General features: G+C 58.5%; 28 protein-coding genes and 1 pseudogene. 12 read left to right on the top strand and 17 right to left on the bottom strand.

Annotation, left to right across the window (positions count from 1 at the left end):
* Positions 1-6: 6 nt before the first annotated feature.
* Positions 7-1,401: a Si-specific NAD(P)(+) transhydrogenase gene (gene sthA / locus KGA81_RS24830; protein WP_223549402.1), complete on the top strand. Its 1,395-nt coding sequence runs from the start codon at positions 7-9 to the stop codon at positions 1,399-1,401.
* Between the two features lie 42 nt (positions 1,402-1,443).
* Here the strand turns inward: sthA and KGA81_RS24835 are convergent, their stop codons facing one another.
* Together KGA81_RS24835 and KGA81_RS24840 are read right to left on the bottom strand one after the other, a co-directional pair.
* A complete protein-coding gene (locus KGA81_RS24835; protein WP_223549404.1) occupies positions 1,444-2,166 on the bottom strand; it encodes a glycerophosphodiester phosphodiesterase in 723 nt (240 codons plus the stop codon).
* Between the two features lie 14 nt (positions 2,167-2,180).
* Entirely contained in the window at positions 2,181-2,762 is a 582-nt protein-coding gene (locus tag KGA81_RS24840; protein ID WP_223549406.1) for a PilZ domain-containing protein, read from the bottom strand.
* Between the two features lie 94 nt (positions 2,763-2,856).
* Between KGA81_RS24840 and KGA81_RS24845 the strand changes: the two genes are divergently transcribed.
* The 3 genes from KGA81_RS24845 (at position 2,857) to KGA81_RS24855 (ending at position 6,106) form a co-directional block, all read left to right on the top strand.
* Positions 2,857-4,107: a lipoprotein-releasing ABC transporter permease subunit gene (locus KGA81_RS24845; protein ID WP_223549408.1), complete on the top strand. Its 1,251-nt coding sequence runs from the start codon at positions 2,857-2,859 to the stop codon at positions 4,105-4,107.
* A 7-nt stretch (positions 4,108-4,114) separates the two neighbouring features.
* On the top strand, positions 4,115-4,798 hold the full coding sequence (gene lolD / locus KGA81_RS24850) for a lipoprotein-releasing ABC transporter ATP-binding protein LolD (RefSeq protein ID WP_177323267.1): 684 nt from the start codon (positions 4,115-4,117) through the stop codon (positions 4,796-4,798).
* 63 nt (positions 4,799-4,861) lie between these two features.
* Positions 4,862-6,106 (top strand): lipoprotein-releasing ABC transporter permease subunit, encoded by a 1,245-nt coding sequence (locus tag KGA81_RS24855; RefSeq protein ID WP_223549411.1) that lies wholly within the window; start codon positions 4,862-4,864, stop codon positions 6,104-6,106.
* A gap of 293 nt (positions 6,107-6,399) precedes the next feature.
* On the opposite strand, the gene KGA81_RS24860 is transcribed toward KGA81_RS24855, so the two are convergent.
* A complete protein-coding gene (locus KGA81_RS24860) occupies positions 6,400-7,749 on the bottom strand; it encodes a heavy metal sensor histidine kinase (RefSeq protein WP_223549413.1) in 1,350 nt (449 codons plus the stop codon).
* Entirely contained in the window at positions 7,749-8,429 is a 681-nt protein-coding gene (locus KGA81_RS24865; RefSeq protein ID WP_223549415.1) for a heavy metal response regulator transcription factor, read from the bottom strand. The genes KGA81_RS24860 and KGA81_RS24865 overlap by 1 nt, the downstream gene beginning before the upstream one ends.
* Before the next feature lie 155 nt (positions 8,430-8,584).
* Here KGA81_RS24865 and KGA81_RS24870 point away from each other — a divergent pair, with 155 nt between their 5' ends.
* Positions 8,585-9,121 carry a plastocyanin/azurin family copper-binding protein gene (locus KGA81_RS24870; protein WP_223549417.1) on the top strand — a complete coding sequence of 179 codons (537 nt, stop codon included), beginning with the start codon at positions 8,585-8,587 and terminating at the stop codon, positions 9,119-9,121.
* 61 nt (positions 9,122-9,182) lie between these two features.
* Positions 9,183-10,013, top strand: coding sequence for an NADPH-dependent 7-cyano-7-deazaguanine reductase QueF (gene queF, locus KGA81_RS24875; protein WP_223549419.1), 831 nt, complete (start codon positions 9,183-9,185; stop codon positions 10,011-10,013).
* A gap of 325 nt (positions 10,014-10,338) precedes the next feature.
* On the opposite strand, the gene KGA81_RS24880 is transcribed toward queF, so the two are convergent.
* Together KGA81_RS24880 and KGA81_RS24885 are read right to left on the bottom strand one after the other, a co-directional pair.
* The gene (locus KGA81_RS24880; protein ID WP_223549421.1) at positions 10,339-10,602 is read right to left on the bottom strand and encodes a DUF4404 family protein; all 264 of its coding nucleotides are present in this window, start codon (positions 10,600-10,602) and stop codon (positions 10,339-10,341) included.
* 109 nt (positions 10,603-10,711) lie between these two features.
* Positions 10,712-11,332: an HAD family phosphatase gene (locus tag KGA81_RS24885; RefSeq protein ID WP_223549423.1), complete on the bottom strand. Its 621-nt coding sequence runs from the start codon at positions 11,330-11,332 to the stop codon at positions 10,712-10,714.
* A 201-nt stretch (positions 11,333-11,533) separates the two neighbouring features.
* Here KGA81_RS24885 and KGA81_RS24890 point away from each other — a divergent pair, with 201 nt between their 5' ends.
* The 3 genes from KGA81_RS24890 (at position 11,534) to rssC (ending at position 14,434) form a co-directional block, all read left to right on the top strand.
* A complete protein-coding gene (locus tag KGA81_RS24890; RefSeq protein WP_223549425.1) occupies positions 11,534-12,223 on the top strand; it encodes a VacJ family lipoprotein in 690 nt (229 codons plus the stop codon).
* Between the two features lie 547 nt (positions 12,224-12,770).
* Positions 12,771-13,952: a two-component system response regulator RssB gene (gene rssB / locus KGA81_RS24895; protein WP_223549426.1), complete on the top strand. Its 1,182-nt coding sequence runs from the start codon at positions 12,771-12,773 to the stop codon at positions 13,950-13,952.
* The gene (gene rssC / locus KGA81_RS24900) at positions 13,952-14,434 is read left to right on the top strand and encodes an anti-sigma factor antagonist RssC (RefSeq protein WP_223462651.1); all 483 of its coding nucleotides are present in this window, start codon (positions 13,952-13,954) and stop codon (positions 14,432-14,434) included. Before rssB ends, rssC begins: the two co-directional genes overlap by 1 nt.
* A gap of 762 nt (positions 14,435-15,196) precedes the next feature.
* Here the strand turns inward: rssC and tal are convergent.
* Complete coding sequence (gene tal, locus KGA81_RS24905; protein WP_223549428.1) at positions 15,197-16,123, bottom strand: transaldolase; 927 nt, start codon at positions 16,121-16,123, stop codon at positions 15,197-15,199.
* A 473-nt stretch (positions 16,124-16,596) separates the two neighbouring features.
* On the opposite strand from tal, the gene KGA81_RS24910 reads away from it, so the two are divergent.
* A complete protein-coding gene (locus tag KGA81_RS24910) occupies positions 16,597-16,971 on the top strand; it encodes a hypothetical protein (RefSeq protein ID WP_223549430.1) in 375 nt (124 codons plus the stop codon).
* 74 nt (positions 16,972-17,045) lie between these two features.
* Positions 17,046-17,672: a hypothetical protein gene (locus tag KGA81_RS24915; protein ID WP_223549432.1), complete on the top strand. Its 627-nt coding sequence runs from the start codon at positions 17,046-17,048 to the stop codon at positions 17,670-17,672.
* Positions 17,673-17,707: 35 nt separating this feature from the next.
* Here KGA81_RS24915 and KGA81_RS24920 read toward each other — a convergent pair whose 3' ends face one another.
* Complete coding sequence (locus KGA81_RS24920) at positions 17,708-17,980, bottom strand: hypothetical protein (protein WP_223549434.1); 273 nt, start codon at positions 17,978-17,980, stop codon at positions 17,708-17,710.
* 4 nt (positions 17,981-17,984) lie between these two features.
* Between KGA81_RS24920 and KGA81_RS24925 the strand changes: the two genes are divergently transcribed.
* Positions 17,985-18,266 (top strand): hypothetical protein, encoded by a 282-nt coding sequence (locus KGA81_RS24925; protein WP_223549436.1) that lies wholly within the window; start codon positions 17,985-17,987, stop codon positions 18,264-18,266.
* Between the two features lie 78 nt (positions 18,267-18,344).
* On the opposite strand, the gene KGA81_RS24930 is transcribed toward KGA81_RS24925, so the two are convergent.
* The 9 genes and pseudogenes from KGA81_RS24930 to KGA81_RS30105 all read right to left on the bottom strand — a co-directional run bounded on the left by KGA81_RS24930 (position 18,345) and on the right by KGA81_RS30105 (position 26,072).
* Positions 18,345-18,734, bottom strand: a complete 390-nt coding sequence (locus KGA81_RS24930) for a VanZ family protein (RefSeq protein ID WP_223549438.1) — start codon at positions 18,732-18,734, stop codon at positions 18,345-18,347.
* Positions 18,731-20,815 (bottom strand): YjbH domain-containing protein, encoded by a 2,085-nt coding sequence (locus tag KGA81_RS24935; RefSeq protein ID WP_223549440.1) that lies wholly within the window; start codon positions 20,813-20,815, stop codon positions 18,731-18,733. Before KGA81_RS24935 ends, KGA81_RS24930 begins: the two co-directional genes overlap by 4 nt.
* On the bottom strand, positions 20,812-21,543 hold the full coding sequence (locus tag KGA81_RS24940) for a capsule biosynthesis GfcC family protein (RefSeq protein ID WP_223549499.1): 732 nt from the start codon (positions 21,541-21,543) through the stop codon (positions 20,812-20,814). The genes KGA81_RS24935 and KGA81_RS24940 overlap by 4 nt, the downstream gene beginning before the upstream one ends.
* Before the next feature lie 32 nt (positions 21,544-21,575).
* Complete coding sequence (locus tag KGA81_RS24945) at positions 21,576-22,235, bottom strand: YjbF family lipoprotein (RefSeq protein WP_317850816.1); 660 nt, start codon at positions 22,233-22,235, stop codon at positions 21,576-21,578.
* Positions 22,236-22,248: 13 nt separating this feature from the next.
* Positions 22,249-23,361 (bottom strand): polysaccharide biosynthesis/export family protein, encoded by a 1,113-nt coding sequence (locus KGA81_RS24950; RefSeq protein WP_223549442.1) that lies wholly within the window; start codon positions 23,359-23,361, stop codon positions 22,249-22,251.
* An 88-nt stretch (positions 23,362-23,449) separates the two neighbouring features.
* Positions 23,450-23,734: a hypothetical protein gene (locus KGA81_RS24955; protein WP_223549444.1), complete on the bottom strand. Its 285-nt coding sequence runs from the start codon at positions 23,732-23,734 to the stop codon at positions 23,450-23,452.
* A 302-nt stretch (positions 23,735-24,036) separates the two neighbouring features.
* On the bottom strand, positions 24,037-25,110 hold the full coding sequence (gene galE / locus KGA81_RS24960; RefSeq protein WP_223549446.1) for a UDP-glucose 4-epimerase GalE: 1,074 nt from the start codon (positions 25,108-25,110) through the stop codon (positions 24,037-24,039).
* 156 nt (positions 25,111-25,266) lie between these two features.
* A pseudogene (gene cpsB, locus KGA81_RS24965) lies at positions 25,267-25,434 on the bottom strand (mannose-1-phosphate guanylyltransferase/mannose-6-phosphate isomerase); the annotation flags it as partial.
* A gap of 518 nt (positions 25,435-25,952) precedes the next feature.
* Complete coding sequence (locus tag KGA81_RS30105; protein WP_317850817.1) at positions 25,953-26,072, bottom strand: hypothetical protein; 120 nt, start codon at positions 26,070-26,072, stop codon at positions 25,953-25,955.
* Positions 26,073-26,401 lie beyond the last annotated feature (329 nt).

The raw sequence follows: 26,401 nt of genomic DNA on the forward strand, positions 1-26,401 counted from the left end.
GTACGCATGGCTGTCTACAACTACGACGTGGTGGTGCTGGGTTCCGGCCCGGCAGGGGAAGGCGCGGCAATGAACGCCGCCAAGGCAGGGCGCAAGGTGGCGATGGTCGACAGCCGTCGCCAGGTCGGCGGCAACTGCACTCACTTGGGCACCATCCCGTCCAAGGCACTGCGTCACTCGGTGCGGCAGATCATGCAGTTCAACACCAACCCGATGTTCCGGGCCATTGGCGAGCCGCGCTGGTTCTCGTTCCCGGACGTGTTGAAAAGCGCCGAGAAAGTCATCGCCAAACAAGTCGCTTCGCGTACCGGCTACTACGCCCGTAACCGCGTCGACGTGTTCTTCGGCACCGGCAGCTTCGCCGACGAGCAAACCATCGAAGTGGTCTGCGCCAATGGCGTGGTCGAAAAACTGGTGGCCAAGCACATCATCATCGCCACCGGTTCGCGCCCGTATCGCCCGGCGGACATCGATTTCCACCACCCGCGCATCTACGATAGCGACACCATCCTCAGCCTCGGCCACACCCCGCGCAAACTCATCGTTTATGGCGCCGGCGTAATCGGTTGCGAATACGCCTCGATCTTCAGCGGCCTGGGTGTATTGGTTGAACTGGTGGACAACCGCGGGCAACTGCTGAGCTTCCTCGACTCGGAAATCTCCCAGGCCCTGAGCTACCACTTCAGCAACAACAACATCACGGTTCGCCATAACGAAGACTACGACCGCGTCGAAGGCGTGGACAATGGCGTGATCCTGCACCTCAAGTCCGGCAAGAAGATCAAGGCCGACGCCCTGCTCTGGTGCAACGGTCGTACCGGCAACACCGATCAGTTGGGTCTGGAAAACATCGGCGTGAAGGTCAACAGCCGTGGTCAGATCGAAGTCGACGAGAACTACCGTACCTGCGTGACGAACATCTACGGCGCCGGTGACGTGATCGGCTGGCCGAGCCTGGCCAGTGCCGCCCACGACCAGGGTCGTTCGGCCGCTGGCAGCATCGTCGATAACGGTAGCTGGCGTTTCGTGAACGACGTGCCGACCGGCATCTACACCATTCCGGAGATCAGCTCGATCGGCAAGAACGAGCAGGAGCTGACCCAGGCCAAGGTGCCGTACGAAGTCGGCAAGGCGTTCTTCAAGAGCATGGCGCGGGCGCAGATCGCTGGCGAGCCGCAAGGCATGCTGAAGATCCTGTTCCACCGTGAAACCCTGGAAGTGCTGGGCGTTCACTGTTTCGGTTATCAGGCGTCGGAGATCGTGCACATCGGTCAGGCGATCATGAACCAGCCGGGCGAACAGAACACCCTGAAGTACTTCGTCAACACCACGTTTAACTACCCGACCATGGCCGAAGCCTATCGGGTAGCGGCATACGACGGCCTCAACCGGCTTTTTTGAGCGGCTCCGGCCGGTGGCCTGAGCCGGCCGGGGAGACCGATTTCAGCAATTCTCGAGCGTGGCAATGGCCAAACCGGGAAAGTCTGTAATCAGGCTGTCAACGCCGAAGTCGGCGAGTCTGCGCATCAGCGCGGGCTCGTTGACGGTCCACACCGACACATGCAGCCCCTGACGCTGCGCCCTTTGCAGGCGTTCCGGCGTGCACAGGGTCCAGTTCAGCGCCAGAATCTCACAGCCATAGCTGGCCGCGACCTTCAGCGGGTCGAGCCAGGCGTACTCGGCCACCAGCCCGCGGGATACGTCCGGCACCAGTTCCAGCGCCGCCTTGAGCACTTCGCGGGAACTCGAGGTGATCGTCACCTTGTCCAGCAGGCCATGACGCTGCGCCATTTCACGAATCGCCAGCACGGTGGTGGCGGCACGCATCCTTGATGCACTTTTGACTTCCAGCTGCCAGTGATCGAAGTCGCATTTCTCGAACAGTTCTTCCAGCCTCGGAATCGGGCACGGCTTGATCCAGCCCGGGCCGCCCTTGCGTGCGTCATAGGTCACCAGCTCAGCCGCCGTGTGTTCGACGACCTTGCCGCGACGGTCCGTGGTGCGTTTGAGGGTCGGGTCGTGAATGACCATCAGCTCGCCATCCATGGACAGGTGCAGGTCCAGTTCGCAGCGACGTACGCCGTGCCTGAGGCATTGCTGAAAGCTGGTCAGGGTGTTTTCCGGTGCTTCGCCCTTGGCGCCGCGATGGCCGTAGATGAGGGTCACGGTTCTTCCTTAAATTAATTGCCTGATTCGAGTTTTTCGCGGGCCAGGCGTCGTATCTGGGCCTGCTTTTGCAAGATGTGGCGGGCCAGCAGTTGGCGCTGGGCGTCGGTCAGGTGTTCGAACTCGGTGCCGACGTCATAGCCATCGCCCTTGCGGTCGCAATGGGTGACGCGAGCGCGCAGCAGCAGGCCCAGGGCTTGCGGCATCAGCACCAGCTTGACCGACAGGCGTGTGCCGATGGCGATGGGCGTTGGGTGCTGAAAGTCGATGCCGCCTTCGGAAATGATCACCGGCTGCGGTTCGCCGATCTGCCCGAGCACTGTCAGAGCGACGACCTGACTCAGCAAATCGATGCGTTTGTTCTGGGATTTGAGGAATGCGGCGGTCGTGCGGTCGCGGTCGCTGAGCTGGCGCAACAGGTGTTGCGACTCGAATTCGCTCAGGTGTAGTTCGCTGAGCAAGTTGAAGAGTGGGGAAGCATCCTGCAACACTTCCTGGCCTGTGGCTTCAGCAGCGGACAGGAGCCGAATTTCCAGTGCGATCGTATCCTCGATACGGTAGTATTCGCGGCGATCTTCTTCATCTAATGTCGACATGGCGAACCCATGGTAGCGGCGGTGGTCTGAGTGTAAAGCTGGTTATCGACCCCCGCCACAAGGACGTTCCTTTTCCCTCCGAACAAGCCCCGACATGTTCAGACCTCTCTTCGTATTTATCGGCACGCGTTACACCCGTGCAAAGCGTCGCAATCATTTTGTGTCATTCATTTCCCTGACTTCGATGATCGGGCTCGCCCTTGGCGTGGTCGTGATGATCGTGGTGCTGTCGGTGATGAACGGCTTCGATCATGAAATGCGCACCCGCGTGCTGGGCATGGTGCCCCACGCGACCATCGAGTCCGGCGAGGCCATCAGCGATTGGCAAAGCCTGGCCGCCAAGGTCAAGCAGAACCCGCAGGTGACGGCCGTGGCGCCGTTTACGCAAATGCAGGGCTTGCTGACCAACAACGGCAAGGTCTCGAAAGTCCTGCTCAATGCCATCGACCCGGTGCAAGAGCGCCAGGTGTCGATCATCGATCACTTCATGACCCAGGGAAAACTCGACGACCTGGTGCCGGGCGAGTTCGGCATCGTCATCGGCGACAAGGCGGCGGCCAAGCTCGGCGCGGCTATCGGCGACAAGCTGACCTTCGTCGCTCCGGAGGTCACCGTGACCCCGGCCGGGATGTTCCCGCGCATGAAGCGCTTTACCGTGGTCGGCATTTTCCATGTCGGCGCCGGCGAGCTCGATGGTTATCTGGGTGTCACCAACCTGCAGGATCTGGCCCGGCTGCATCGCTGGAAACCGGATCAGGTCCAGGGCCTGCGCCTGAAGTTCGACGACCTGTTCCAGGCGCCGCGCACCGCGTGGAGCATCGCCCGCGATCTCGGTGAAGACCGCTTCTACGCCCGCGACTGGACCCGCACCCACGGCAACCTGTACCAGGCGATCCGCATGGAAAAAGCCATGATCGGCCTGTTGCTGTTGCTGATCGTTGCCGTCGCGGCGTTCAACATCATTTCCACACTGGTGATGGTGGTGAACGACAAGAAGGGCGACATTGCGATCCTGCGCACATTGGGCGCCACGCCGGGCACGATCATGCGCACGTTCATGGTGCAAGGCACGGTCATTGGCGTGGTCGGCACCGCGATCGGCGCGGTGGTCGGGATCTTCGCCGCGCTGAATGTCAGTGCCGCGATCTCGGCCCTCGAAGGCCTGATCGGCCACAAATTCCTCAACGCCGACGTGTATTTCATCGATTACCTGCCATCGCAAGTGCAGAGCCAGGACGTCGTGATGGTCTGCTCTGCGGCGTTGGTCCTGAGTTTCCTCGCCACCCTGTATCCAGCCTGGCGTGCCGCGCGCACCCAGCCTGCGGAGGCGTTACGTTATGAGTGAGTCGGGCATGAGTGATAAAGCAATCTTGAGCTGCCGCAGCCTGGGCAAGTCCTACGAGGAAGGCCCGGAATCGGTGGAAGTGTTGGCCGGCCTGCAACTGGAGTTGCACCCGGGAGAGCGTGTGGCGATTGTCGGCAAGTCGGGCTCGGGCAAAAGTACCTTGCTCAACCTGCTGGGCGGCCTTGATACACCGACCAAGGGCAGCGTCTGGCTCGACGGTGAAGAGCTGTCGGCGCTGAGCGAGAAGAAACGCGGCCTGCTGCGTAATCGCGCCCTCGGCTTCGTGTACCAGTTCCACCACCTGCTGCCGGAATTCACTGCGCTGGAAAACGTCTGCATGCCGCTGCTGATCGGCAAGACCGCGATCCCGGAGGCGCGTCAGCGTGCCACGGCGTTGCTGGAGCGGGTAGGGCTGGGCCATCGCCTGGAGCACAAGCCGGCCGAATTGTCCGGTGGTGAGCGTCAGCGCGTGGCCATCGCCCGCGCCCTGGTGAATACACCGGGCCTGGTGATGCTCGACGAGCCGACCGGCAACCTCGACTCCCACACCGCCCAGGGCATTCAGGACTTGATGCTGGAACTCAGCACCTCGATGCGCACGGCGTTCCTGGTGGTGACCCACGACATGAACCTGGCCCGTCAGATGGACCGCGTCCTGCATTTGCAGGAAGGTTGCCTCACGCCTATCTGATTGGCTGAAACCCGATGCCTGGAAGGGCGTCGGGTCTTTTATTTCCATACGGTGCCCCAGCGAATGTTCAGACCGTTATCGATCTTTATCGGCACGCGCTATACCCGCGCCAAGCGCCGCAATCGCTTTGTTTCCTTCATCTCGATGACCTCGATGATCGGCCTCGCCCTCGGTGTGTTGGCGATGATCGTGGTGCTGTCGGTGATGAACGGCTTTCAGCGCGAAATGAGCTCACGCATCCTCGGCATGGTGCCCCACGCCACCATCGTCGGTGTCAACCCGATTGACGACTGGAAGCCCGTGGCAGCGGCCGCGATGAAAAACCCGCAAGTGACGGCGGCGGTGCCGTTCACCGAGATGGAAGGCATGCTGTCCTACAAGGGCACGATGCAGCCCATCCAGGTCAGCGGTGTCGACCCGGCGCTGGAAGGCCAGGTGTCGATTGTCGCCAAGCACATCGTCCAGGGCAGTCTCGAAGCCTTGAAGCCGGGCGAATTCGGCGTGGTGATCGGCGAGATCACGGCGCGCCGCTTCCGCTTGAACGTCGGCGACAAGATCACCCTGATCGTGCCGGAAGTCAGCAATGCGCCGGGTGGTATCACCCCGCGCATGCAACGGCTGAATGTGGTCGGTGTGTTCAAGGTCGGTGCCGAACTGGACGGCACCATGGCGCTGATCCACATGGCCGATGCCGCGCAGATGCAGCACTGGGAGCCGAATCAGGTGCAGAGCGTGCGCCTGGCGGTGAAGGACCTGTATGCCGCGCCGCAGGTGTCGAGCGACATCGCCACGGGGCTGGGCGTCGCCTACAAGGCTGACGACTGGACCCACACCCAGGGCAGCCTGTTCAGCGCAATGAAAATGGAAAAAACCATGATCGGCCTGCTGTTGCTGATGATCGTCGCGGTGGCGGCGTTCAACATCATCGCGACCCTGATCATGGTGGTGAACGACAAGGGCGCGGACATCGCGATCCTGCGCACCATTGGCGCCACGCCACGGCAGATCATGGCGATCTTCGTGGTGCAGGGCACCGTGATCGGTATCGTCGGCACCCTGATTGGCGGTGTGTTGGGCGTGATTGCCGCGCTGAACGTCAGCCAGATCGTGGGCTGGATCGAGCGGGTCAGCGGGCAGCACATCTTCAGTTCCGACGTGTATTTCGTCAGCAACCTGCCGTCCGAACTGCAAGGCGCGGACGTGGCGCTGATCTGTACGGCGGGCTTCGTCATGAGCTTCCTGGCCACGGTGTACCCGGCCTGGCGGGCAGCGAAAATCGAACCGGCTCATGCGCTGAGATATTCGTAACCCGTAACACCGCCAGCTCTTCGTAGGAGCTGGCTTGCCAGCGAAGAGGCCGGTCCTGCCAACCTCAATGTCCCTTCCGGAAGCCGCTTGCTCTTCGTAGGAGCTGGCTTGCCAGCGAAGAGGCCGGTCCTGCTGGCCTCAATGTCCCTTCCGGAAGCCGCTTGCTCTTCGTAGGAGCTGGCTTGCCAGCGAAGAGGCCGGTCCTGCCAACCTCAATGTCCTCTTTCAGTAGCCGAAGCTGCCTTCGCTGGCAAGCCAGCTCCTACAGGTGAGGGAGGCCGGTCCTGCTGGCCTCAATGTCCCCTTGGCAATTCGATCACAAACCGTGTCCACCCATTATCCGATTCGCAACGAATCCGCCCGCCATGGGCACGGATGATCGACTGGGTGATCGCCAAGCCCAATCCCGCATGTTCACTGCTGCCTTCGCGGCGTGCCGGGTCTGCACGGTAGAAGCGGTCAAATAGCCGTGGCAGTGACTGTGCGTCTATCCCGCTCCCGGTGTTTTCGACGCTCAATCTCAGGCCATTCGCTTGCTCGACGATGTTGACCCGAACCTCGCCATCGACTGGCGTGAACCGCAGCGCGTTGTCCAGCAGGTTCGATAGCGCTCGCCGCAACATGCTGCGGTCACCTTCGATGCGGGCATTGCCGTCACGACTCAGTTTTACCTGTGCGTCTTCCGCCAATGGCGCAAAAAACTCCAGCAACAGATCCGCTTCCTGCCCCAGTTCCAGCGCTTCGCGCTTGGGCATCAACAATCCATGGTCAGCCTTGGCCAGGTAGAGCATGTCATTGACCAGTTGCGCCATCCATTGCAGTTCCTCGAGGTTGCTGTGCAGGGCCTCGCGGTAGTCCTCGAGGGGGCGCGCGCGAGTGAGGGTCACCTGGGTGTGGGTCAGCAGGTTCGACAGTGGCGTGCGCAGTTCATGGGCAATGTCGGCGGAGAACGCGGACAGGCGCTGAAACGAATCGTCGAGGCGTCCGAGCATGGCGTTGAAGTTGTGGGCCATTTCCGCCAGTTCCGGCGGCATGTTTTCTTCAGGCAACCGCGTGTTCAGCGATTGCGCGGAAACACCGCTGGCCAACGCACTGATCCGCCGCAGCGGGCGCAAGCCGCTGCGTGCCGCCCAGGCGCCCAGCAGTGCGGTGGCCAGGGCTGACAGGCCGACGGTCAGCCAGATCAAACGCTGCATGTGTTGCAGAAAATGCTGGTGGTGGGTGATGTCCAGCAGCAGGGTCAGCTGCGGTGACTCGGGTTTGTCCGCGAAAAGCGGCGCATTCAGCACGCGGTAATCCGTGCCTTCATGGCTCACCGTCGACAATCCGGGCTGGCGCGGCAATGCCGGCGGAATGTTGCTCGAACTGTCATACCAGCGCTGGCCGTCGCTGCCGGTGATTCGCAGGGGCAGGCCAGCCAGCCGGCTCAATTCCTCGGCCAGTTTCACTTCACTGTCGCTCGACTGAAGGTCGTGCAGGCCCCGCCGCAAGCCAATCAGCTTGCCATCCAGCAGTTGCTGGTCGAGCTCGACGAAGTGCGCCTCGCTGGCGCGGCTGAACAGTACCCCGGCGAACAACGACACCACGGCAGTGCAGGCGGCAAACAACAGCGCCAGGCGGCTGCTCAAGGACAGCCGGCGCATCAGGCGGGGCGCTCTTCGAGGACGTAACCCATGCCGCGCACGGTGTGGATAAGTTTGTTGGGGAATTCATCGTCGATCTTCAGGCGCAGACGACGGATCGCCACCTCGATGACATTGGTGTCGCTGTCGAAATTCATGTCCCAGACCTGGGACGCAATCAGCGACTTGGGCAGGACTTCACCCTGACGGCGCAGGAGCATTTCCAGCAGGGCGAACTCCTTGGCGGTCAGGTCGATACGCTGGCCGCTGCGTTCGACCCGGCGACGGATCAGGTCCAGGCGCAAATCGGCCAGTTGCAGGCTGGTCTCCTGAGGCGCGGCACTGCCGCGACGCAACAGGCTGCGCACTCGCGCCAGCAGCTCGGAGAAGGCAAACGGCTTGACCAGATAGTCATCGGCGCCCAGCTCGAGGCCGTGAACCCTGTCCTCCACGGCGTCACGCGCCGTCAGAAAAAGTACCGGCGTGTCCAGACCGGCGCTGCGCACCGCTTGCAGAATCTGCCAGCCGTCACGACCCGGCAGCATCACATCGAGAATCAGCAGGGCATATTCGCCGCTGAGGGCCAATTGCTGGCCGGTGTTGCCGTCGGCCACCAGTTCTGTGTTGAACCCGGCCTCGGCCAGACCCTGGCGCAGGTAATGGCCGGTTTTCGGTTGGTCTTCGACGATCAGCAGTTTCATGGGCGACTCATGGCAAATGGAACGAACGCTTTATACCGTGGGCGGCATTCCTACAGGTCAACCTGACAAAGTTGTAATCTGGCTGTCAGGTTGCGGGCAGTGCTGGCAGTTTAGAGTTTTTCCCATGCCGAGCCTTATCTTGTTGGAGTATGACGATGTTTTTACGCAAATCCGTGGCGCAAATCGTATGTTTGCTGGCGTTGAGTTCTCCGGTGTGGGCGGACGCCGGGAATACCTACGATTTCGGTCAGCCGGCTCCGGCGGCCAAGGCGACCCGCAGCGTCGAGGTGGTGATGGGCGACATGTCCTTCACGCCAGAGGCCATCGATATCAAGGCCGGGGAAACCGTGCGCTTCGTACTGGTCAATAAAGGCCAGTTGTTGCATGAGTTCAATCTGGGTGATGCGGCGATGCACGCCAAACACCAGCAGGAAATGTTGCAGATGCAACAGAGCGGCATGCTGACACCCACCGGCATGAAGGCAATGGACCACGGCAACATGGCCGGTATGGATCACGGTTCGATGGACCACGGCATGAAGCATGACGACCCGAACAGCGTACTGGTGGAGCCGGGCAAGACCGCCGAGCTGACCTGGACCTTCAGCAAGGCCACCAGTCTCGAGTTTGCCTGCAACATCCCCGGTCATTACCAGGCCGGCATGGTCGGCAAAGTGACTGTCAGTCAGTAAGCACTCAAAGGCGGGAGCAAAGGCTGATAGAATCCGCTGATTCTTCAGTCAGGTTTCCGCCATGCATCCCGCAGCCGAACACTCGCCGCTGGGCAAGTCCAGCGAATACATCGCCACCTACACGCCGTCCTTGCTGTTCCCGATCCCGCGCACCGCGAAGTGGGCCGAACTGGGCCTGACGGCAGAAACCCTGCCGTATAAAGGCGTGGACTTCTGGAACTGCTTCGAACTGTCCTGGCTGCTGCCGTCGGGCAAGCCGGTGGTGGCGATCGGCGAATTCAGCATTCCGGCGGATTCGCCGAACATCATCGAATCGAAGTCGTTCAAGCTGTACCTCAACTCCCTGAACCAGACGCCGTTTGCCGATACCGCGAGCCTTGAGGCGACGTTGGCCGAGGATTTGTCGGCGGCTGCCGGCAAGCCGGTGGGCGTGCGCATTCGCAGTCTCAAGGATGTCGAGAGCGAAGGCGTCGTGGCCTTGCCGGGTGTGTGCATCGACGAGCTGGATATCAGCGTCAGCAACTACGAGCATCCACGGCCGGAACTGCTGCGTTGCGATGATTCGCGCATTGTCGAGGAGAGCGTGCACAGCCATTTGCTCAAGTCCAACTGCCCGGTCACCAGCCAGCCGGACTGGGGCAGCGTGGCGGTGGAATACCGTGGCGCGGCGCTGGATCATGCGAGCCTGCTCGAGTACATCGTCAGCTTCCGCCAGCACTCCGATTTCCACGAGCAGTGTGTAGAGCGGATCTTCCTCGACCTGCAGCGGTTGCTCAAACCGGAGAAACTGACGGTGTATGCGCGTTATGTGCGTCGCGGCGGGCTGGATATCAATCCGTATCGCAGTACTGAAGACGTACAACTGCCGAACCATCGCCTGGTCCGTCAATAACAAAACCCTGTAGGAGCTGGCTTGCCAGCGAAGGCGGCCGTTCAGTCGACACATCCATCAACTGGGAGATTGCCTTCGCCGGCAAGCCGGCTCCTACAGGAACTGTGCGGACACCAAAAATGACGGTGTGCGCACGGGGACGGTGTGGACACCAAAAATGACGGTGTGCATACGATTTTGTAGGAGCTGGCTTGCCAGCGAAGGCGGCCGTGAGACGTGCAGCGTCATCAGAAACGCCTTCGCCTCGCGATGGTGTGTCAGTAGACGCCAAGGTCGCTGACCCTCCATCGCGAGCAAGCTCGCTCCTGCAACGGCATTGTCGGGTTCAGATCCCCATGTTGACCAAGACCTGCCCGATGTTGCGCAGGGTGCCGGCAAGGGTAGGGTGTTCGAGTTCGAAGCGTTCCACGGCCAGGTTGACGTTATCGGCGAGGCTGGAATCCTGGGTTTTGGTTTCGAGCTCAAGTTTCAACTCGATCTGTTGCATCAGTTCGTGTAGCTCGGCGCGCTCGGCGTCGGACAACGGAGGATTCTGTTCCAATTGCTCGCGCAGGGCATTGAGCTGTTCTTGCAGTTCGCGGGCAGGCATGGCGTTCTTCCTTCTCTCGATTGGCACTGGCATAGACCAAGGCGGGGAGCCAAAGGTCTATGGCTGACCTTTAGATTAATCCACTCGCGCGCAACCTGCATGATCTCGGTCAGGGCTTTTCGCCCTTGAGCCGACGCAAGCTGATATCGGCCAGGCAGGTGTCGAGTTCACCAAGGTGATCAATCACCGAATGCACACCCAGACCGAACAGTTGCATCGTGGCCTTGGAGCGCTTGATGTCGCGCCCCTGCGGGGTCAGCGCTTGCCATTGCTGAGGCGTCAACCCGCACAGCGAGCCGCAGGACGCCAGGCCAATGGTCCACAACCCGGCATTGAGCCCCGCTTGCAGCAGGCGGGGTTCGCCGCTCACCAGTACGCAGCCGTCGAGTCGCTCGACATTCAGAGACATCAAGGCTTGCCAGCAGGCATTCGGGGCAGGCCATGGGATATTTGTTGCTAGATGTTGCGCCGGCTTGATCCATTCAGGCAACGCAGCGGCCAGGGATTGGCTCAGGGCAGGGGGCAGCTCATCGAGCCAGGCGCAGGGGATTTTCCGGCGCTGCAAGCTGCGCAGGCTATCCAGTGCGCCGGGTGTGGCCTCGGCGTGTTCGGCCGAGTGGCTGCCGTGCCGGTGTGTGTATGCGCCGAAATCCACCAGGCAGCCACTGAGGCCGAACAGTACGGCGGTCAGGTCGGGTGCGGTTTGGGGCAAGGCTTCGGCGAGTGGCATGTGGACGTCCCTGAAATAGCCTGAAGGCTAGTGGGCGACGGTGACAGTTGAGTGACATGCACGTGAATCGCTCGCATTTGGCACGATTGCTTCAATTTGGATTTCGTGCAAAGTGCCTTAAACGGCGTTTACGTCTTATACTGGGCAACTTATTGCCTGGGCCAAGTGCCCGAGCCAGTACAAACCAAGGAGTTTTTTTCTATGCGCTGGAGCAATCATCTAGCCAGGATTTGTGTGTGCGCCAGCGCGATGCTGGTTCCGTTCGTTGCCCAGGCAGCCACGGAAGAGGATCCTTGGGAAAGCGTCAACCGCCCGATTTACAAATTCAACGACGTGATCGACACCTATGCGCTGAAACCCCTGGCCCAGGGCTACCAGTACATAACGCCGCAGTTTGTCGAAGATGGCGTTCACAACTTCTTCCGCAATATCGGCGATGTGCGCAACCTGGCCAACGATATCCTGCAGGCCAAACCTCGCGCCGCAGGCGTTGATACCGCACGAATCATTTTCAACACCACCTTCGGTTTGCTGGGCGTCATCGATGTCGGCACCAAAATGGGCCTGCAGCGCAATGACGAAGACTTCGGTCAGACGCTGGGTTACTGGGGTGTCGGCAGCGGCCCTTACTTGATGCTGCCATTGTTGGGGCCAAGCACCTTGCGTGATGCACCGTCCAAGTACGTCGACAGCTATACCGGTGCTTATCGTTACGTTAACGACGTACCAGTGCGTAACTCGTTCTTTGCCCTGGATATCATCGATACCCGCGCCAACCTGCTGTCGAGCGAGAAGCTGATCACCGGCGACAAGTACACCTTCATCCGCAATGCGTACTTGCAGAACCGTGAGTTCAAGGTGAAAGACGGTCAGGTTGAAGACGATTTCTGATCTCGACCGGTAAACTGAAAAAGGCGGCCATCAAGGGCTAATGCCAGTCAGTCAGGCACCGGACACTGTGGGAGCGAGCTTGCTCGCGATGGCGGTTGGACAGTCACACATGCAGTGCCTGACAGTCCGCCATCGCGAGCAAGCTCGCTCCCACAGGTTTTGTGTATTAACTGATCAGCATTAGCCATCAAGGGCCGCCTTTTTTTGTCTGCGAAGACCCGCAGGCGAATGTAATCGCGCGTTTCACTGCAGTCCCGGCCGGTTTGACTCATGGGTTCGAACCTTCCATTGGGTTACGGATTTGCCTGTTCTTATAACTCTCGGTGATTTGACAAATAAAGACGTCAGGAGACCATCGGCGTGAGCTTGAAACGCCCCGCGGATGGGAGTACCGTCTGCGCCTTAAAGGGCACCTCTGGTGTACATGTGTGTAGGGCAAATGCTCGAAAACGGTGCGACAGAGAGGCTAGAAAGCGAATCCAGTAGTCAGTGCCGGGCTAAAGTCCCCGCCTGCTACGCCAACCTAATTCTGGCGCCGTTTGCCCACATGCGAAAAACCAGTGCCACGCTGCTGATAATCGATGATGACGAAGTAGTTCGCGCGAGCCTCGCCGCCTATTTGGAAGACAGTGGTTTCAGCGTCTTGCAGGCCAGCAATGGTCAGCAGGGCCTTCAGGTATTCGAGCAAGACAAGCCCGACCTGGTCATTTGCGATCTGCGCATGCCGCAGATGGGCGGACTCGAACTCATCCGCCAGGTGACCGAACGGTCGCCGCAAACGCCAGTGATCGTGGTTTCGGGTGCGGGCGTGATGAACGACGCGGTCGAAGCCCTGCGCCTGGGCGCAGCGGATTACCTGATCAAGCCTCTCGAAGATCTGGCCGTGCTCGAGCACTCCGTGCGCCGGGCCCTGGATCGTGCGCGCCTGTTGCTGGAGAACCAGCGCTACCGCGAGAAGCTGGAGAAGGCCAACCGCGAGCTCGAAGCCAGCCTGAACCTGCTCCAGGAGGACCAGAACGCCGGTCGCCAGGTGCAGATGAACATGCTGCCGGTCAGCCCCTGGACCATCAACGAGTTCAAGTTCGCTCACCAGATCATCCCGTCGTTGTACCTGTCGGGTGATTTCGTCGACTACTTCCGGGTCGACGAGCGCCGGGTCGCCTTTTACCTGGCGGACGTTTCCGGTCATGGCGCCTCTTCAGCCTTCGTCACCGTGCTGTTGAAGTTCATGACCACGCGCTTGCTGTTCGAATCCAGGCGCAGCGGTACCTTGCCGGAATTCAAGCCTTCAGAGGTTCTTGGTCATATCAACCGGGGCCTGATCAGTTGTAAGCTGGGTAAACACGTCACAATGGTCGGTGGAGTCATCGACGAGGAGACCGGTTTGTTGACCTATAGCATCGGCGGTCATTTGCCGTTGCCAGTGTTGTACACGCCAGACAGTGTTCGTTATCTGGAAGGGCGTGGCCTGCCGGTGGGCCTCTTCAACGAAGCCACCTACGAAGACCACGTGCTGGAACTGCCACCGACGTTCAGCCTGACGCTAATGTCTGATGGCATTCTGGATCTTTTGCCAGAACCCACACTCAAAGAAAAAGAGGCAGCGTTGCCCCAACGGGTCAAGGCTGCGGGCGGCACCCTGGATGGGCTGCGGCAGGTTTTTGGATTGGCCACGCTAGGGGAGATGCCGGATGATATCGCCCTGTTGGTGTTGAGCAGGAATCTTTGATGAGTACTGGTAGAATCCAGTTCGCCGAGCAGGACGGCACCTTCGTTCTCAAGTTCGTCGGTGAAGTTCGCCTGACCCTGTGTTCGGCGTTGGATGCGACTATAGAGAAAATCTTCACCGCGAAGAATTTCAACGCGATCGTGATCGACTTGACCGAAACCCGCAGCATCGACAGCACCACCCTGGGCCTGCTGGCCAAGCTGTCGATCCTGTCGCGGCAACAGGTCGGCCTGCTGCCGACCGTCGTCACCACTCACGAAGACATTACCCGTCTGCTGCAGTCCATGGGCTTCGAGCAGGTGTTCAACATCGTCGACAAACCCATACCCTGCCCGGAATGCCTGGACGACCTGCCAGACCAGGATCAGTCCGAAGAAGTGGTGCGGATCAAAGTGCTCGAAGCGCACAAAATCCTCATGGGCCTGAACGACACCAATCGTGAAGCGTTCCACGATCTGGTGAATGCGCTGGAGCGCAATTGAGCCCCTGAAATGATGCGGGCCGGGCCGGCCCCATCGCGAGCAAGCTCGCTCCCACAGGTTTTTCGTTCAGCACACGACCTCAGCCATCCCGCAAATCCCTGTGGGAGCGATCTTGCTCGCGATGGCGTCCGCAAGAACCCCACCTCAACGTTCCAGGATCTGGTGAATGTGCTGGAGCGGCACTGACTGAGATAAGTCTGTGGCGAGGGAGCTTGCTCCCGCTGGGCTGCGAAGCAGCCCCAAGGCCATATAACCTATGGTGTCAGAGATATCCCGGTAGCAGAAATCACGACTGCTACGCAGCCGAACGGGAGCAAGCTCCCTCGCCACAATGGGGAATCTGCACCCACTCAGATCTCAGCTTGGCCTCCCACCGGTTCCTCGTTCAGCACACGACCTCAGCCATCCCGCAAATCCCTGTGGGAGCGAGCTTGCTCGCGATGGCGTCCGCAAGAACCCCGCATCCACAAAAAAGGGCGAACCCACCAAGGTTCGCCCTTTTTGCATCACACCCACTCAGATCACAGCTTGGCCTGCAACAACGCCTCAAGCTCCGAATTGATGCGGGCCGGACTGGCCCCATCGCGAGCAAGCTCGCTCCCACAGGTTTTTCGTTCAGCACACGACCTCAGCCATCCCGCAAATCCCTGTGGGAGCGAGCTTGCTCGCGATGGCGTCCGCCAAAACACCACACATTACCCAGCATCCACAAAAAAGGGCGAACTTGTGAGGGTTCGCCCTTTTGCGTTTGCCCGTCAGCCGTTACAGCTTGGCCTGCAACTGCGCCTCAAGCTTCTCCTGATCCCGCGCGAACTGACGAATGCCTTCCGCCAGCTTCTCGGTCGCCATCGCATCTTCGTTGGACAACCAGCGGAACTGCGCCTCGTTGAGGCTCAGGCGGGCTTCACCGGCATTGCCCGGTGCCAGCTTGCGTTCCAGCTTGCCGGTATCCGCCGCCAGCTTGTCGATCAGGTCCGGGCTGATGGTCAGGCGGTCGCAGCCGGCCAGTTGTTCGATCTGGCTCAGATTGCGGAAGCTCGCCCCCATGACCACGGTCTTGTAGTCATTGGCCTTGTAGTAGTTGTAGATGCGCGTCACCGACTGCACGCCAGGATCATCGGCACCGGTGTAGTCGTTGCCGTTGGCTTTCTTGTACCAGTCGTAGATGCGGCCTACGAACGGCGAAATCAGGAACACCCCGGCATCGGCGCAAGCGGCGGCCTGGGCGAAGGAGAACAGCAGGGTCAGGTTGGTCTGGATGCCTTCCTTTTCCAGGATCTCGGCAGCGCGGATGCCTTCCCAGGTGGACGCGATCTTGATCAGCACGCGGTCGCGGCCAATACCGGCCTTATCGTACAGCTCGATCAGGCGATGGGCGCGCTTCAACACGGCGTCAGTGTCGAACGACAGGCGCGCATCCACCTCGGTGGAAATACGGCCCGGGATCACTTTCAGGATTTCTTGCCCCACGGCCACGCCAAAACGGTCGCTGGCCAGGCCCACATCGCCCTTGCAGTCATTGACGCAGGCGTTCAGCAACTCGGCATACGCCGGAATGGCCGCAGCCTTGAGCAGCAGGGAAGGGTTGGTGGTGGCGTCCACGGGTTTAACGCGAGCGATAGCGTCGAAGTCGCCGGTGTCGGCAACCACGGTGGTCATTTGCTTAAGTTGTTCCAGCTTGGAAGTCATGGGCGTGCTCTGTCCTATGGATCTGATGACATTACCCGAGCGCTGACAGCCACTCAAGGGCGCGTACGTGTATCTCGATGCCCCCTGCGGCAACAGCCTGAAAACAGGTGTTTGAAAGGTGGGGCGCGGTGTCGATAGATAAGATGCCAGGCAGGCTCACAGGTTCAACCGATCTGACGGTCAGCGCCTTGCGACCCGATCATCTGACGCCTGAATCCTCTGATAACGCCCGCCGCAGCCTGGGTGTAACTACCGATATCGTTGAAGTCTATATCGTTCGATTACAGGCTCGATAATTGTTATAAAAAGTCAATTAATACACTGACTAAGTTAATCATCGCACTAACAAATGTAATGTTATTTAACAGGCGTATTGATCGTTAGAATACGTCCAGTACATACATGGAATAAAGTGTAATGTAAAAATCGGGAATGTGTGTTTGCAGTAATAACTTCACAGCGTGAAGAGGACTATGTTTTTGGATGCGTTTGATGATTTGATGCTTGGCTACGCACTAAAAAAATTGACCGACGTGTTTGAAGAAATCGAGGAGGTTTCGAAAAACACCGCTTCGGGCAAGGCAACGTACGTGCCGGGTATCAGACAATCCAAAGCCGCAAAAAAAATCCCCGTCTGGCTGAGGCGACTGCGAGGCAACACCCCTTATCAAGTCACGCATGCCCTGATCGACCAGATGCACGCCTCCCGAAAACTCAATCTCGACCTGCGCTTCGCGGCACAAGCTGCCTTGCTCGAAGCGCTGATAGAGGACGGACTGGCAATGCACATCGCGAGCTATTCGGTGGTTGTCGTAGAGAACCGCCTGAAGTGCTTTCTGGATCGATGAGCGTTGTACCTACTGAACACGCGCCCAGTGCCCATTGCACTGGGAAATTGCACGAGGCGTGAGGAAGTAGATTGATGTCAAAACTGTACATCACACAATACGCCGGCATCACCGTCATGCTTCCGGCGGCCATGGTCGTCGCCGGTTGGCTGTGGAGCATGGCATCCAGAAAACTCGCGCTCTTATGGCTAGGCGTACTGTTCGTGGCCTATTTCGTCGTAGGTCTGAGTAAAGTGCTGTTCAAGGGCTGGGGAATCGGCCTGGCAAGCCTGGATATCGCGGTCATCAGCGGCCACGCAATGAACGCCTGCCTGGTGTCGACCGTGGTCCTGAGTTTGCTATTGCGCCAACTGGATCATCGGCTTCGATGGCTGGCACTGGGGGCAGGGCTGCTGTCGACCTGGTGGTTCAGCGTCCAGTATGTCGGGCAGACGATTCATCCTCTGCCGGAAGCGATTGCCGGGGCGGTCGTGGGGTCAGCCGCGGCGTGCGTATTTCTTTTCAGGCTGGAGCGAAAGGAAGTCCGCAAAATTCCCCGGGCGGCCCTCATGCTAGGGCTCGCGGTTATCATGCTGAGTACGAGTCTTCCAAAATATACAGCCGAGAGGCTCTTGAACTCTTTCGCAGTCACTCTTTCGGGGGCAGAAAAGGCATTCATGCAGCCTCACTGGCGCACTCGCGGAGAATCGTCAAGGTTGTAGATTCTGCTTCGGTTGTGAGTTCTGGCGAAGTGGCGTCACCCGAATTCACGACTGTTTTTCTCTTCGATCCGATCCAGCAGCTCTGCAGTTTTCTTCTGCATCAGTGCAATATCGCCACGACTCTCAACCTTCAACAGAATCTCGCTCTGCGCTGGGCAGATCTTAAAGCGCCATTCAGTGAACGTCAGGCTCAGGCCGTCGCTGTCATCCACATCCAGTGCCTCACCGGCATACAGGGCCCGCAAGTACTCGAGTAGCGCAACGGGATTGCCGACCATGCGCCGAATGTCACCCGAGGAAGGAAACAACCCGATGCGCTCCACCAACAACTTTGGCTGTGGGGTGATAGTGGCGGGGGCTCTTTCGTATGTCCGCAGCCAGGCCATCAATCCACTGTTGCCCTCGGTGAACTTCTGCCCCAAAACCATAGTGGCCGGTGCAAAAGGGTCCAGCGATTTATGGACGGAGTCGATCGGTGATCCGCAAGCGTTCATAGTGGTCTGCCTTGAAAAAGTTTATGGCCGCTCAAAAAATGCGGCACCCAAGAGCAAAAAAAATACCGTTTACAGGCCTTTCTTATACAAAACCGCATAACAGAAATGAGTGGCGTCGATTCAGTGCCTTGATGTTTTCAGGCGTAATGTCGTTATGCTCACGGGGCCAGCCATAGTCCTAAGAGTCCGGGAGCTCAGCGGACTGTTTGACGGGCTGCATCCAACGCCACGCAATCAAGCCAAGCAATACGCCGACAGCATTGGCCAAGGCGTCGTAGGGTGTCGCCGTGCGCAGCGGCATCAGCGCTTGTGCATATTCGATCAGGATCCCCGTCAGCAGACAGCCCAAGGCAATCCAGCGTGCCTTGACCCGCAGGAAAGCCAGCTGGCAACTAAAAGCCAACACAAAAAAACCAACCAGGTGATGCAGCTTGTCTTCCTGGGCAAAGGCTTCGGGAATCGGCTGCGCACGCAAAGCGGCGGTCAGCAACACCACACTGACGCAGATGAAAAACAGCGTGCGTATCCTTTGGGAAAGTTGTGTGACACCCAGGAGTAAGGAACTCATTCGGTGATTTTCTCAAAGTTCTTATAGAACGCATCTTTGTCGCGGCCATTGGTCATCGTGTACAGCGAGTACTGGCGGTTAAGACGCGCACCACCATCGCGGGTCAAAGGAGCCCAGATCAGGTTGGCGCGACGCATCGTGGAAACGCTCATCAACTCGTCGAAGGGGACCGAAATATAGATACCCTTGTCGAAACTGCCCTCGCCGAACTCTTCTGCCGAGGCCGTGGTGCGGGTAACCCAGCCACCGAACTTCACGCCGTTAGTGAACTCATGCGACACATCAAACGTGGCACCCCAATCGCGCGCCAGGTAACGCCCAACGCTGATCGCCCCCTGCAAATCGAACGGCAGTTCGGTATAGGTGGTGATGTGACCGGTCACGGTCTTGTAATCGCGCAGACCAAACCCCTGGTCAAACTCACGCTGGCGTACAAAGTTCAAATCAGCACCCAGGGCCCAGCGCTCGCCCATGGGGCGGTACAGCAATTCACCGCCGACCCCGGCGAACATTGATTCCAGATAACCGCCATACACCATGCCGAACAAGTCTTGATCCAGCTGCTTGGCATGGTTGAGCTGAAATGTCGGCATCGTTACATCAGAGGTGATGACGTACTTGCGCAAATCGGTGCGCACTCGGGGCAGGTTGCTCGGCGCGTCGTACGTGAACTTGTCAAAGTTGTTCAGCAGGTTGGTGCTGATGACCCCGCTCGTCCAGGTGCTGCGGGTAAAGCGGTATTCCGCGTCCACATCAGCGGTCAACTGGTACAGCAAACCGTCAGGACCCCCAACGTTTTGCTTGTAACCCAGGCCGATACCATAGGTAAAACGCTCGAGGGCCTGGGAGTACAGCGTGTTTTCAACGTGTGGCGTGGCCCGGTTCAATTCGGTGGTGCGGTGCAGGTCTGTAAGGTCTTGCTGGTTGTTCACCACGGCCCGGAAGGTGTCGCGCGGCACACTGACTTCGTCCACAGGCATGTCGTAACGCTTGTTCACCATCGTGAACCAGTCGATGTCGTCATTCGCGCTGTTGTCCAGAATCCGGCTGGCCCGGCCCACGCCTTTGGCGGAGTAGAAATAGCGCGACTGCTCGCCATACACAATCAGCTCGGAATCACGCTGAGCAATACGCTCGACCTTATAACCTGCGTTGTTTTCCAGTCGTTTGGAAACCCCGGCCCAGTCGACCTGATCGAGCGGCGTGGTGGGCTCGTGTGCCGGCAGTGCTTCGACAGCAGGGTCGAAGCGTTTGGCCGGCGCTTTGCGGCTGGTGAAGTTGGTATGAAAAGTAATACCGAACAACGCGGTGTTGCCGCGCTCCCAACCGGCGCTCAAATCGACTGAGTCAGTTAGCTTGAACACCGCACCGATGTTGATGGGCGAGTCCTGCTTCAGGCTAGTGTTGAACGGCTCGTGCTTGTAGTCGTTACCGTCGAACTCGAGTTTCAGGCTCAAGGGCGACCAGGGCGTCTGATAGGCTACGCCGCCAAACAATGCGGGCGAGCCGCGAAAGTACGAGCCGGTATTGACGTTGCCCGCGTCCGCGCCCGTATTTACCGGGCGTGTGTCAAAGCGCTCATCGAGGTACCCCAGCGGGTTTTCGAAATCCCCGCGGTTACCGATGTAGCCCCAAGCTACGCCCAGGCTGAAATCCAGATCGTAGTAACGTTTGTTCGCCACGAAGTATTCGCTGGAGAACAGGCCGGTGCCCCCGACGTCCCGAAAGCCGAGCGCGACCTCGGGCAACCAGTGGCTTTCTTGCCAGAGGCGGGCTTTGACATCGACTGCCTTGTCTTTATAGACCTGGTCGCCACTGAATGACTCGGGCCCGTATTTTTGGTTGCCTATAGCGGTATAACGGAAACTGCCTTCCAGCCAATCAAGGGGCTGTATTGAAATGCTATAGCGCGAATAGGGGTCGGTCCGGTTGGCGTTCAGGCTGAATTCGCCGGCGGGTGCCATCCGTGCGGTGGGGGTTTGCAGCAAACCCACGCCACCGAAATCATTCTGGGTAAAACGCGGCTCTCCATGAGCCAGGCTGTAGGGCAACAACACTACGGCGGCAAAACGTAACTTCAAGGGGCCACCTCGGGCAGCGGTTGGGTGGCGAGAAACTGGGCAAGCTGCTCGTTCAAGTCGGGTGTGGGCAGGTCCGGATCATCGTTGCGCACGGGCACCAGAATCGTGCTGCCTGCGGCGGCAAACACCCCGTCTTCGTTGTTCCAGGCGGCGTTGCCGACTCGCCTGACCTGGCCATCGGGCTGAATCAACCACAGGTAATCGGCATCTGCGTCGGTCGTCGGCAGACAACTTTCGAGATATTCCTGGACGGGCTGCAGGGCGCGATAAGGCAGCGCGCAGGGCTGTTCAATGGCGCCCACCACAGTGACCGTAGTCGGGCGTACAGGGTAAGTCAGCTGGTCGCCGTCACTGAGCGAGTAATTGCGGGCGAACGCAACCTCCAGCGCCACGGGGTCGAGCACCGCGACTCTGCGGCCGGTAACGGGCAGTCGGCTGACCTGTTCAAACAGGCGCGCAGCCAGGGCCGCAAGGCTGTTTTTTTCGTCAAGCAAGGCCCCACGTTGCAACAATTTCAGATCGAACAGCACACCGGCTTTAAGGCGGATTTGCTGCTCCATCAATGGCTGGTGCAGCCAGGCGGCGGCCAGCCAGTAACTTTCCGCGTTCGGGTGTCCCTGGCTGACGGCATCGAGCAAGCGTGCACCTGGCACGAAGGCGAAGGAACCGGGGTTTTTTACATCACCCGTGACCGTGACAGCGGCCTGAGTCATCGCAGAACTGGCCATCAACAGGCAAGCCGACAGCGTTTTCGAATATCTCACCGAGCCGTCTCCCGGTCAGGGCGCAATTGCACAATCTTCAAGAAAAGGTCCGGCGTCAGATGTTGTTCGCTCTGCAGGATCAAGCCATCGTCAGGCCTGACCCAAAAACGGTTGGTGGCCTTGAATCCCAGCTCGGGTATGTCGATACGTTCGTCTATGCGCTGCAACGCATAGTCCTTGTCCAGGATGGTGACGGTTTCGATGGCCTGTCGACTGAAACGACTGTTGACCGCCAGCCCGACCCGCGGCCCCTGATAGACATCTATCCAGCGGGTACTGCTGTAGCCATCGGGCAATCGCTGCAAGCCCAGCTTGAACGGCGACTCGCCGTCGAAGCGCGTGCCATCGAGATTGATGCTAAGGCCGACGCTGCGCACGACGAGACCGTCGCGCATCAACAACACCTGTTTGCCGGAGGCGACCCAGAACTCCAGGTCGCCCTGCTGGCGTAGCTTGGCCAACACACCGTCGCTTTCCTCCGTGGTCACCTTGATCTGCGCATAGGGCACGGCCTCCACTTGCGCCGCAGTCAATTCCAGCGACGGGGCGCCCAGTGTGGAGGCTTTAAAGGTGTCCATGGACGCCTGCATCAACGGATTGCAGCCACACAGCAGTAATCCCACCGCCAGGCATGAGCTGTTACGCAAAGTTTTCAAAACGGCTCAAACCTTATCGACTGCTGGCTTCACTGAGATTGTTTGTGGCCGCTGCTCCGGTACCCAGGATAACGGCTGATGGCAGCAACTGGCTGATCAAGCGGTTCCAGCGGGTCACGCCTGCAGGGCCGACGTAGACAATGTCCTGGGGTTGCAGATCGAAGCGGCTGGCAAGAGCAAACGCGGTTGGCGATTCGGCTTCCAGTTGAAAGACTTTTGCAGGCTCGGTTTCAAGGTTCTCGGCACCTCGAATCACATACAGCGCATTGCCATTGGAGGTGGCCTGGTTCAGTCCACCGACCGTTCCGACCGCATCCGCCAGATTCATCCGATTGATTTTGAACGTGAGCGCCCGAGGCTGGCTGACCTCGCCCATGACGTAGATCTTTTTCCGGTCGTTGTAGGGCAGGTACAACTGATCGCCGTCTTTCAAATAGACGTTATGCAACACCGAGCCTTTGCCGTTAAGTGAGTCCAGGTCGAGCGGATATTCACGTCCGTCCCGGGTCAGCGTCAGGCCGGCAAGGTCGGCATTTAACGGATCGACAGTAGCAGTGCCCATGGCTTCGACGACACTGAGCGGCGACGTGGTAATGGGTTGTTGACCGGCTTTTAAAATGGCACCGGAAATGACTACTTTTTGACTGGCAAAACGCAACACGCTCAAGTCAACCTGGGGGCTGTCGACGAATTGAGTCAGGCGCTCAGCAATAAAACTGCGAAGCTCCTCGATGGTTTTGCCTGCGGCATGAATATTGCCAATATAGGGGTAAAACATGGTGCCGTCCGGGCGTACCAGGCGACCGTTCGCATCAATTTGCTGTTGCGGGCCCGATGGCGCAGTCAGCTCAGGATGGTCCCACACGGTGATGTACAACACATCATTGGCGCCAATCCGGTAAGCACCCGGCTTGTACGCCAGCAACTCGGCGGGTACCGAGGCTTGCACTTTTGTCGCCGCGTTCTGGGCAATCAGTTTGGGCGTTATCGGAATCAACTCGATCCGAGTGCTTTCCGGTGAGCCTTCACGGCCGACCTGACTGGTATCCAGGTGTTGACCAGGCGAGAACATACAGCCCTGCAGGGCAACACCTGCAAGCACAGCGAGCGACAAACTACGAATCATGATTGAGGACACTTGTGGAGGGAACACATCAGAACGGAACTACCCGGATTGCTCCGGGTAGTAGAAGGCTAACGACCTCGCGGTGCGCTTAGCGAGTACCGGTGGTGCCAGTGGTACCGGTAGTGCCAGTAGTGCCGCCGTTGTTGCTTCCGCCACTGGATGACAGCGCGGCGGCTCCGGCTACAATCACGGCGCCGAGGCCGAGAGCAGTCCCTGTGGTCAGGCTGCCCACGAGAGGGGTGTTCAGATTCAAAGGAGCGTTTTCTGCGGGTTTTGCAGGTTTGCCTGGAGCAGAAGACGCTGCGGGAGGCTCAGCAGCGAAAACGGAGGCACTCAAAGAAAGCATTAGAGCGGAAGCAAGTAGTTTGGTCATGGTAGATTCCTTTTTGATGCATCGTCGGTATTGGCGGTGAAACTATGAAGCGAGCGTGCGTTGCCAAAAACTCTGAGCGTCCAGTAACGTTAAGGATAGTATCGATTCGAACTCGATGAGTGCGGACCTCTGGGTCATTCCTCAGTGAGACTTATCTCGCGATCATTGCCTTAAGAATACCTGTGTAGGACGCCTGACAGGTCTGACGTTTTCTAACGTGCTCGCTGTTTCTAACAGTTGTTATTGGGTATGTGGTGCCAATGTAATAGTTCACGTCTGATCGCTACGCCATACGAGAGATGCTACCGGCCATAACCTTGTGGGTTAGCAGCTTGCCAACGCCAAGTATCGGCCATCATTTCCGGCAACCCGCGCTTGGCCTTCCAGTCCAATTCATTGGCCGCTTTTGTGGGGTCGGCCCAGCACTCGGCAATGTCTCCGGGACGACGCTCAACCAATTTGTAAGGCACGGGCCGACCACTTGCCTCCTCGAATGCCTGAATCATTTCCAGCACGCTGTAACCGATACCGGTGCCCAAGTTCCAGATGTTCACCCCGGTTTTTTGGAGGACTGTCCGTAGCGCGCACAAATGTCCGTCGGCCAGATCCTGCACGTGGATATAGTCGCGCACCCCGGTACCATCCTGCGTCGGGTAATCGGCACCGAACACCGATAACTGCTTGAGCTTGCCAATGGCCACCTGGCTGACATAGGGCAGGAGGTTGTTCGGCAGGCCATTGGGATCTTCGCCAATCAGCCCGCTTTGGTGCGCGCCCACCGGGTTAAAGTAGCGGAGCAGGGCGACGCTCCACCGCGGGTCTGATTTCGCTAGATCCCGCAACAGATCCTCGACCATCAGCTTGGAGCGACCATAGGGATTGGTCGGCACGCCAGTGGGGAAATCCTCCCGGATCGGCATCTGCGTCGGCTCGCCATACACCGTGGCGGAAGAGCTGAACACAAAATTGAAAACTCTGGCGTGGGCCATCGCCTGGCACAAGGTGACACTGCCTGCGACATTGTTGTCATAGTAGTGGAGCGGTTTGCGGACACTTTCCCCCACCGATTTCAAACCGGCGAAATGTAATACAGCGCTGATCCTCTGCGAAGCGAACAGCTCATCCAGCAACGCACGGTCGCGAATATCCCCCTGAATAAATTCCGGAAACTTGCCAGAGATAACCCCCACTCTATGAAGTGACTCCTTCGAGCTATTGCTGAGATTATCCAATACTATTACGTCATAACCCGCTTCGAGCAAAGCGAGAGTGGTGTGCGAGCCTATGTAACCGGCGCCGCCGGTTACCAGAATTTTTCCGGTCAAAGGAAAGAGTCCTTTAAAGTGAGCAAGAAGAAAGGAATGAGAAGTCAGCATTTACGTGCGACAACAACACGAAGAGGGAGTTAGGTCGCTTGAGTTTTTAAGTGAGTAACTAGACGAATTTGCCGCTTGTGGGAAGTATCGCATTCTGCATTCTGCATTCTGCAGAGCTGTTGGCTTACACGTTGCCGCCATTACAGCTTGTTTCGGCCTTCCATATTTGTCTTCGAAATACACGATATCGTCTTCACCGAGGTAAGAACCGGATTGCACCTCAATCAGTTCCGGAGGGATAACTCCCGGATTTTCCAAGGCATAGACTTGGCCATTGGGAATGTAGGTGGACTGATTTTTCGTGACTAGATAGGTCTTTGCACCGGGCGGTATGTGGTGCAGATTTGTTGACTTGCCTGATCTTCCAACATGACAACGATAAACAAAATTATCGGCAATAACCTTGCGGGTCGCCTAACTGCTAGCGCCAGGTATCAGCCATCCTTTCCGGGCTCGACTAGTCGTCAGCTAGAATGCCCGAATCATTTCCAGCAATCTGTAACCGACACCAGTGCCCGGGCTCCAAATGTTCACAACAGTCTTTTGGACAATAGTCCGTAGCGCACTCAAATGCCCCTCAGCCAGATCCTGCAAGTGGATGTAGTTGCGCACCCCGGTCCCATCCTGTGTCGGATATTCGGCACCAAAGCTGCTTGAGCTTGCCAAGGGCCGCCTACCTGACATAAGTCAGAAAATTATTTGGCAAGCCCTTAGAGTCTTCGCCAATCATCCAACTCTGGTGTGCACCCGCCGGGCTGAAATAGCGGAGCAGGGTGATGCTCCGGCGTGGCTCCGATTTTGCTAGATCTTGCAATACATCCTCGACCATCAGCTTGGAACAACTATAAGGGATTGGTCGGCACGCTAGTGAGAGAGTAATCGCTGATGGGGATCTGCGTCGACTCGCCATATACCGTGGCGGAAAAGCTGAATATCAAACTGAACACTCCGACAGGGGCCATTACCTGGCATAGAGTTACGCTGCCTGCGACGTTGTTTTCATAGCAGTCGAGGGGTTTTCAGAAACTCCCTCCACAGATTTAAAATTTTGAAACCGGCGAAATGTAATACTGCGCTGATTCTGTACGACGTGTAAAAGTTATCCAGCAAGGGGCGTTCACGGATGTCACCTTAAATAAACAGAGGCGCCTTGCCGAAGATCCGTGCGAAACGCAACAGCTACTCTGGCGAACTGTTGCACAGGTTGTCCAGCACTATCACTTCGTAGCCGGCCTAGAGCAGAACCACGACAGTGTGGGGACGATGCAACCGGTGCAGCCGGTTACCAAAA

Source organism: Pseudomonas sp. A-B-19, from assembly GCF_019947515.1.
Lineage (GTDB): Bacteria > Pseudomonadota > Gammaproteobacteria > Pseudomonadales > Pseudomonadaceae > Aquipseudomonas.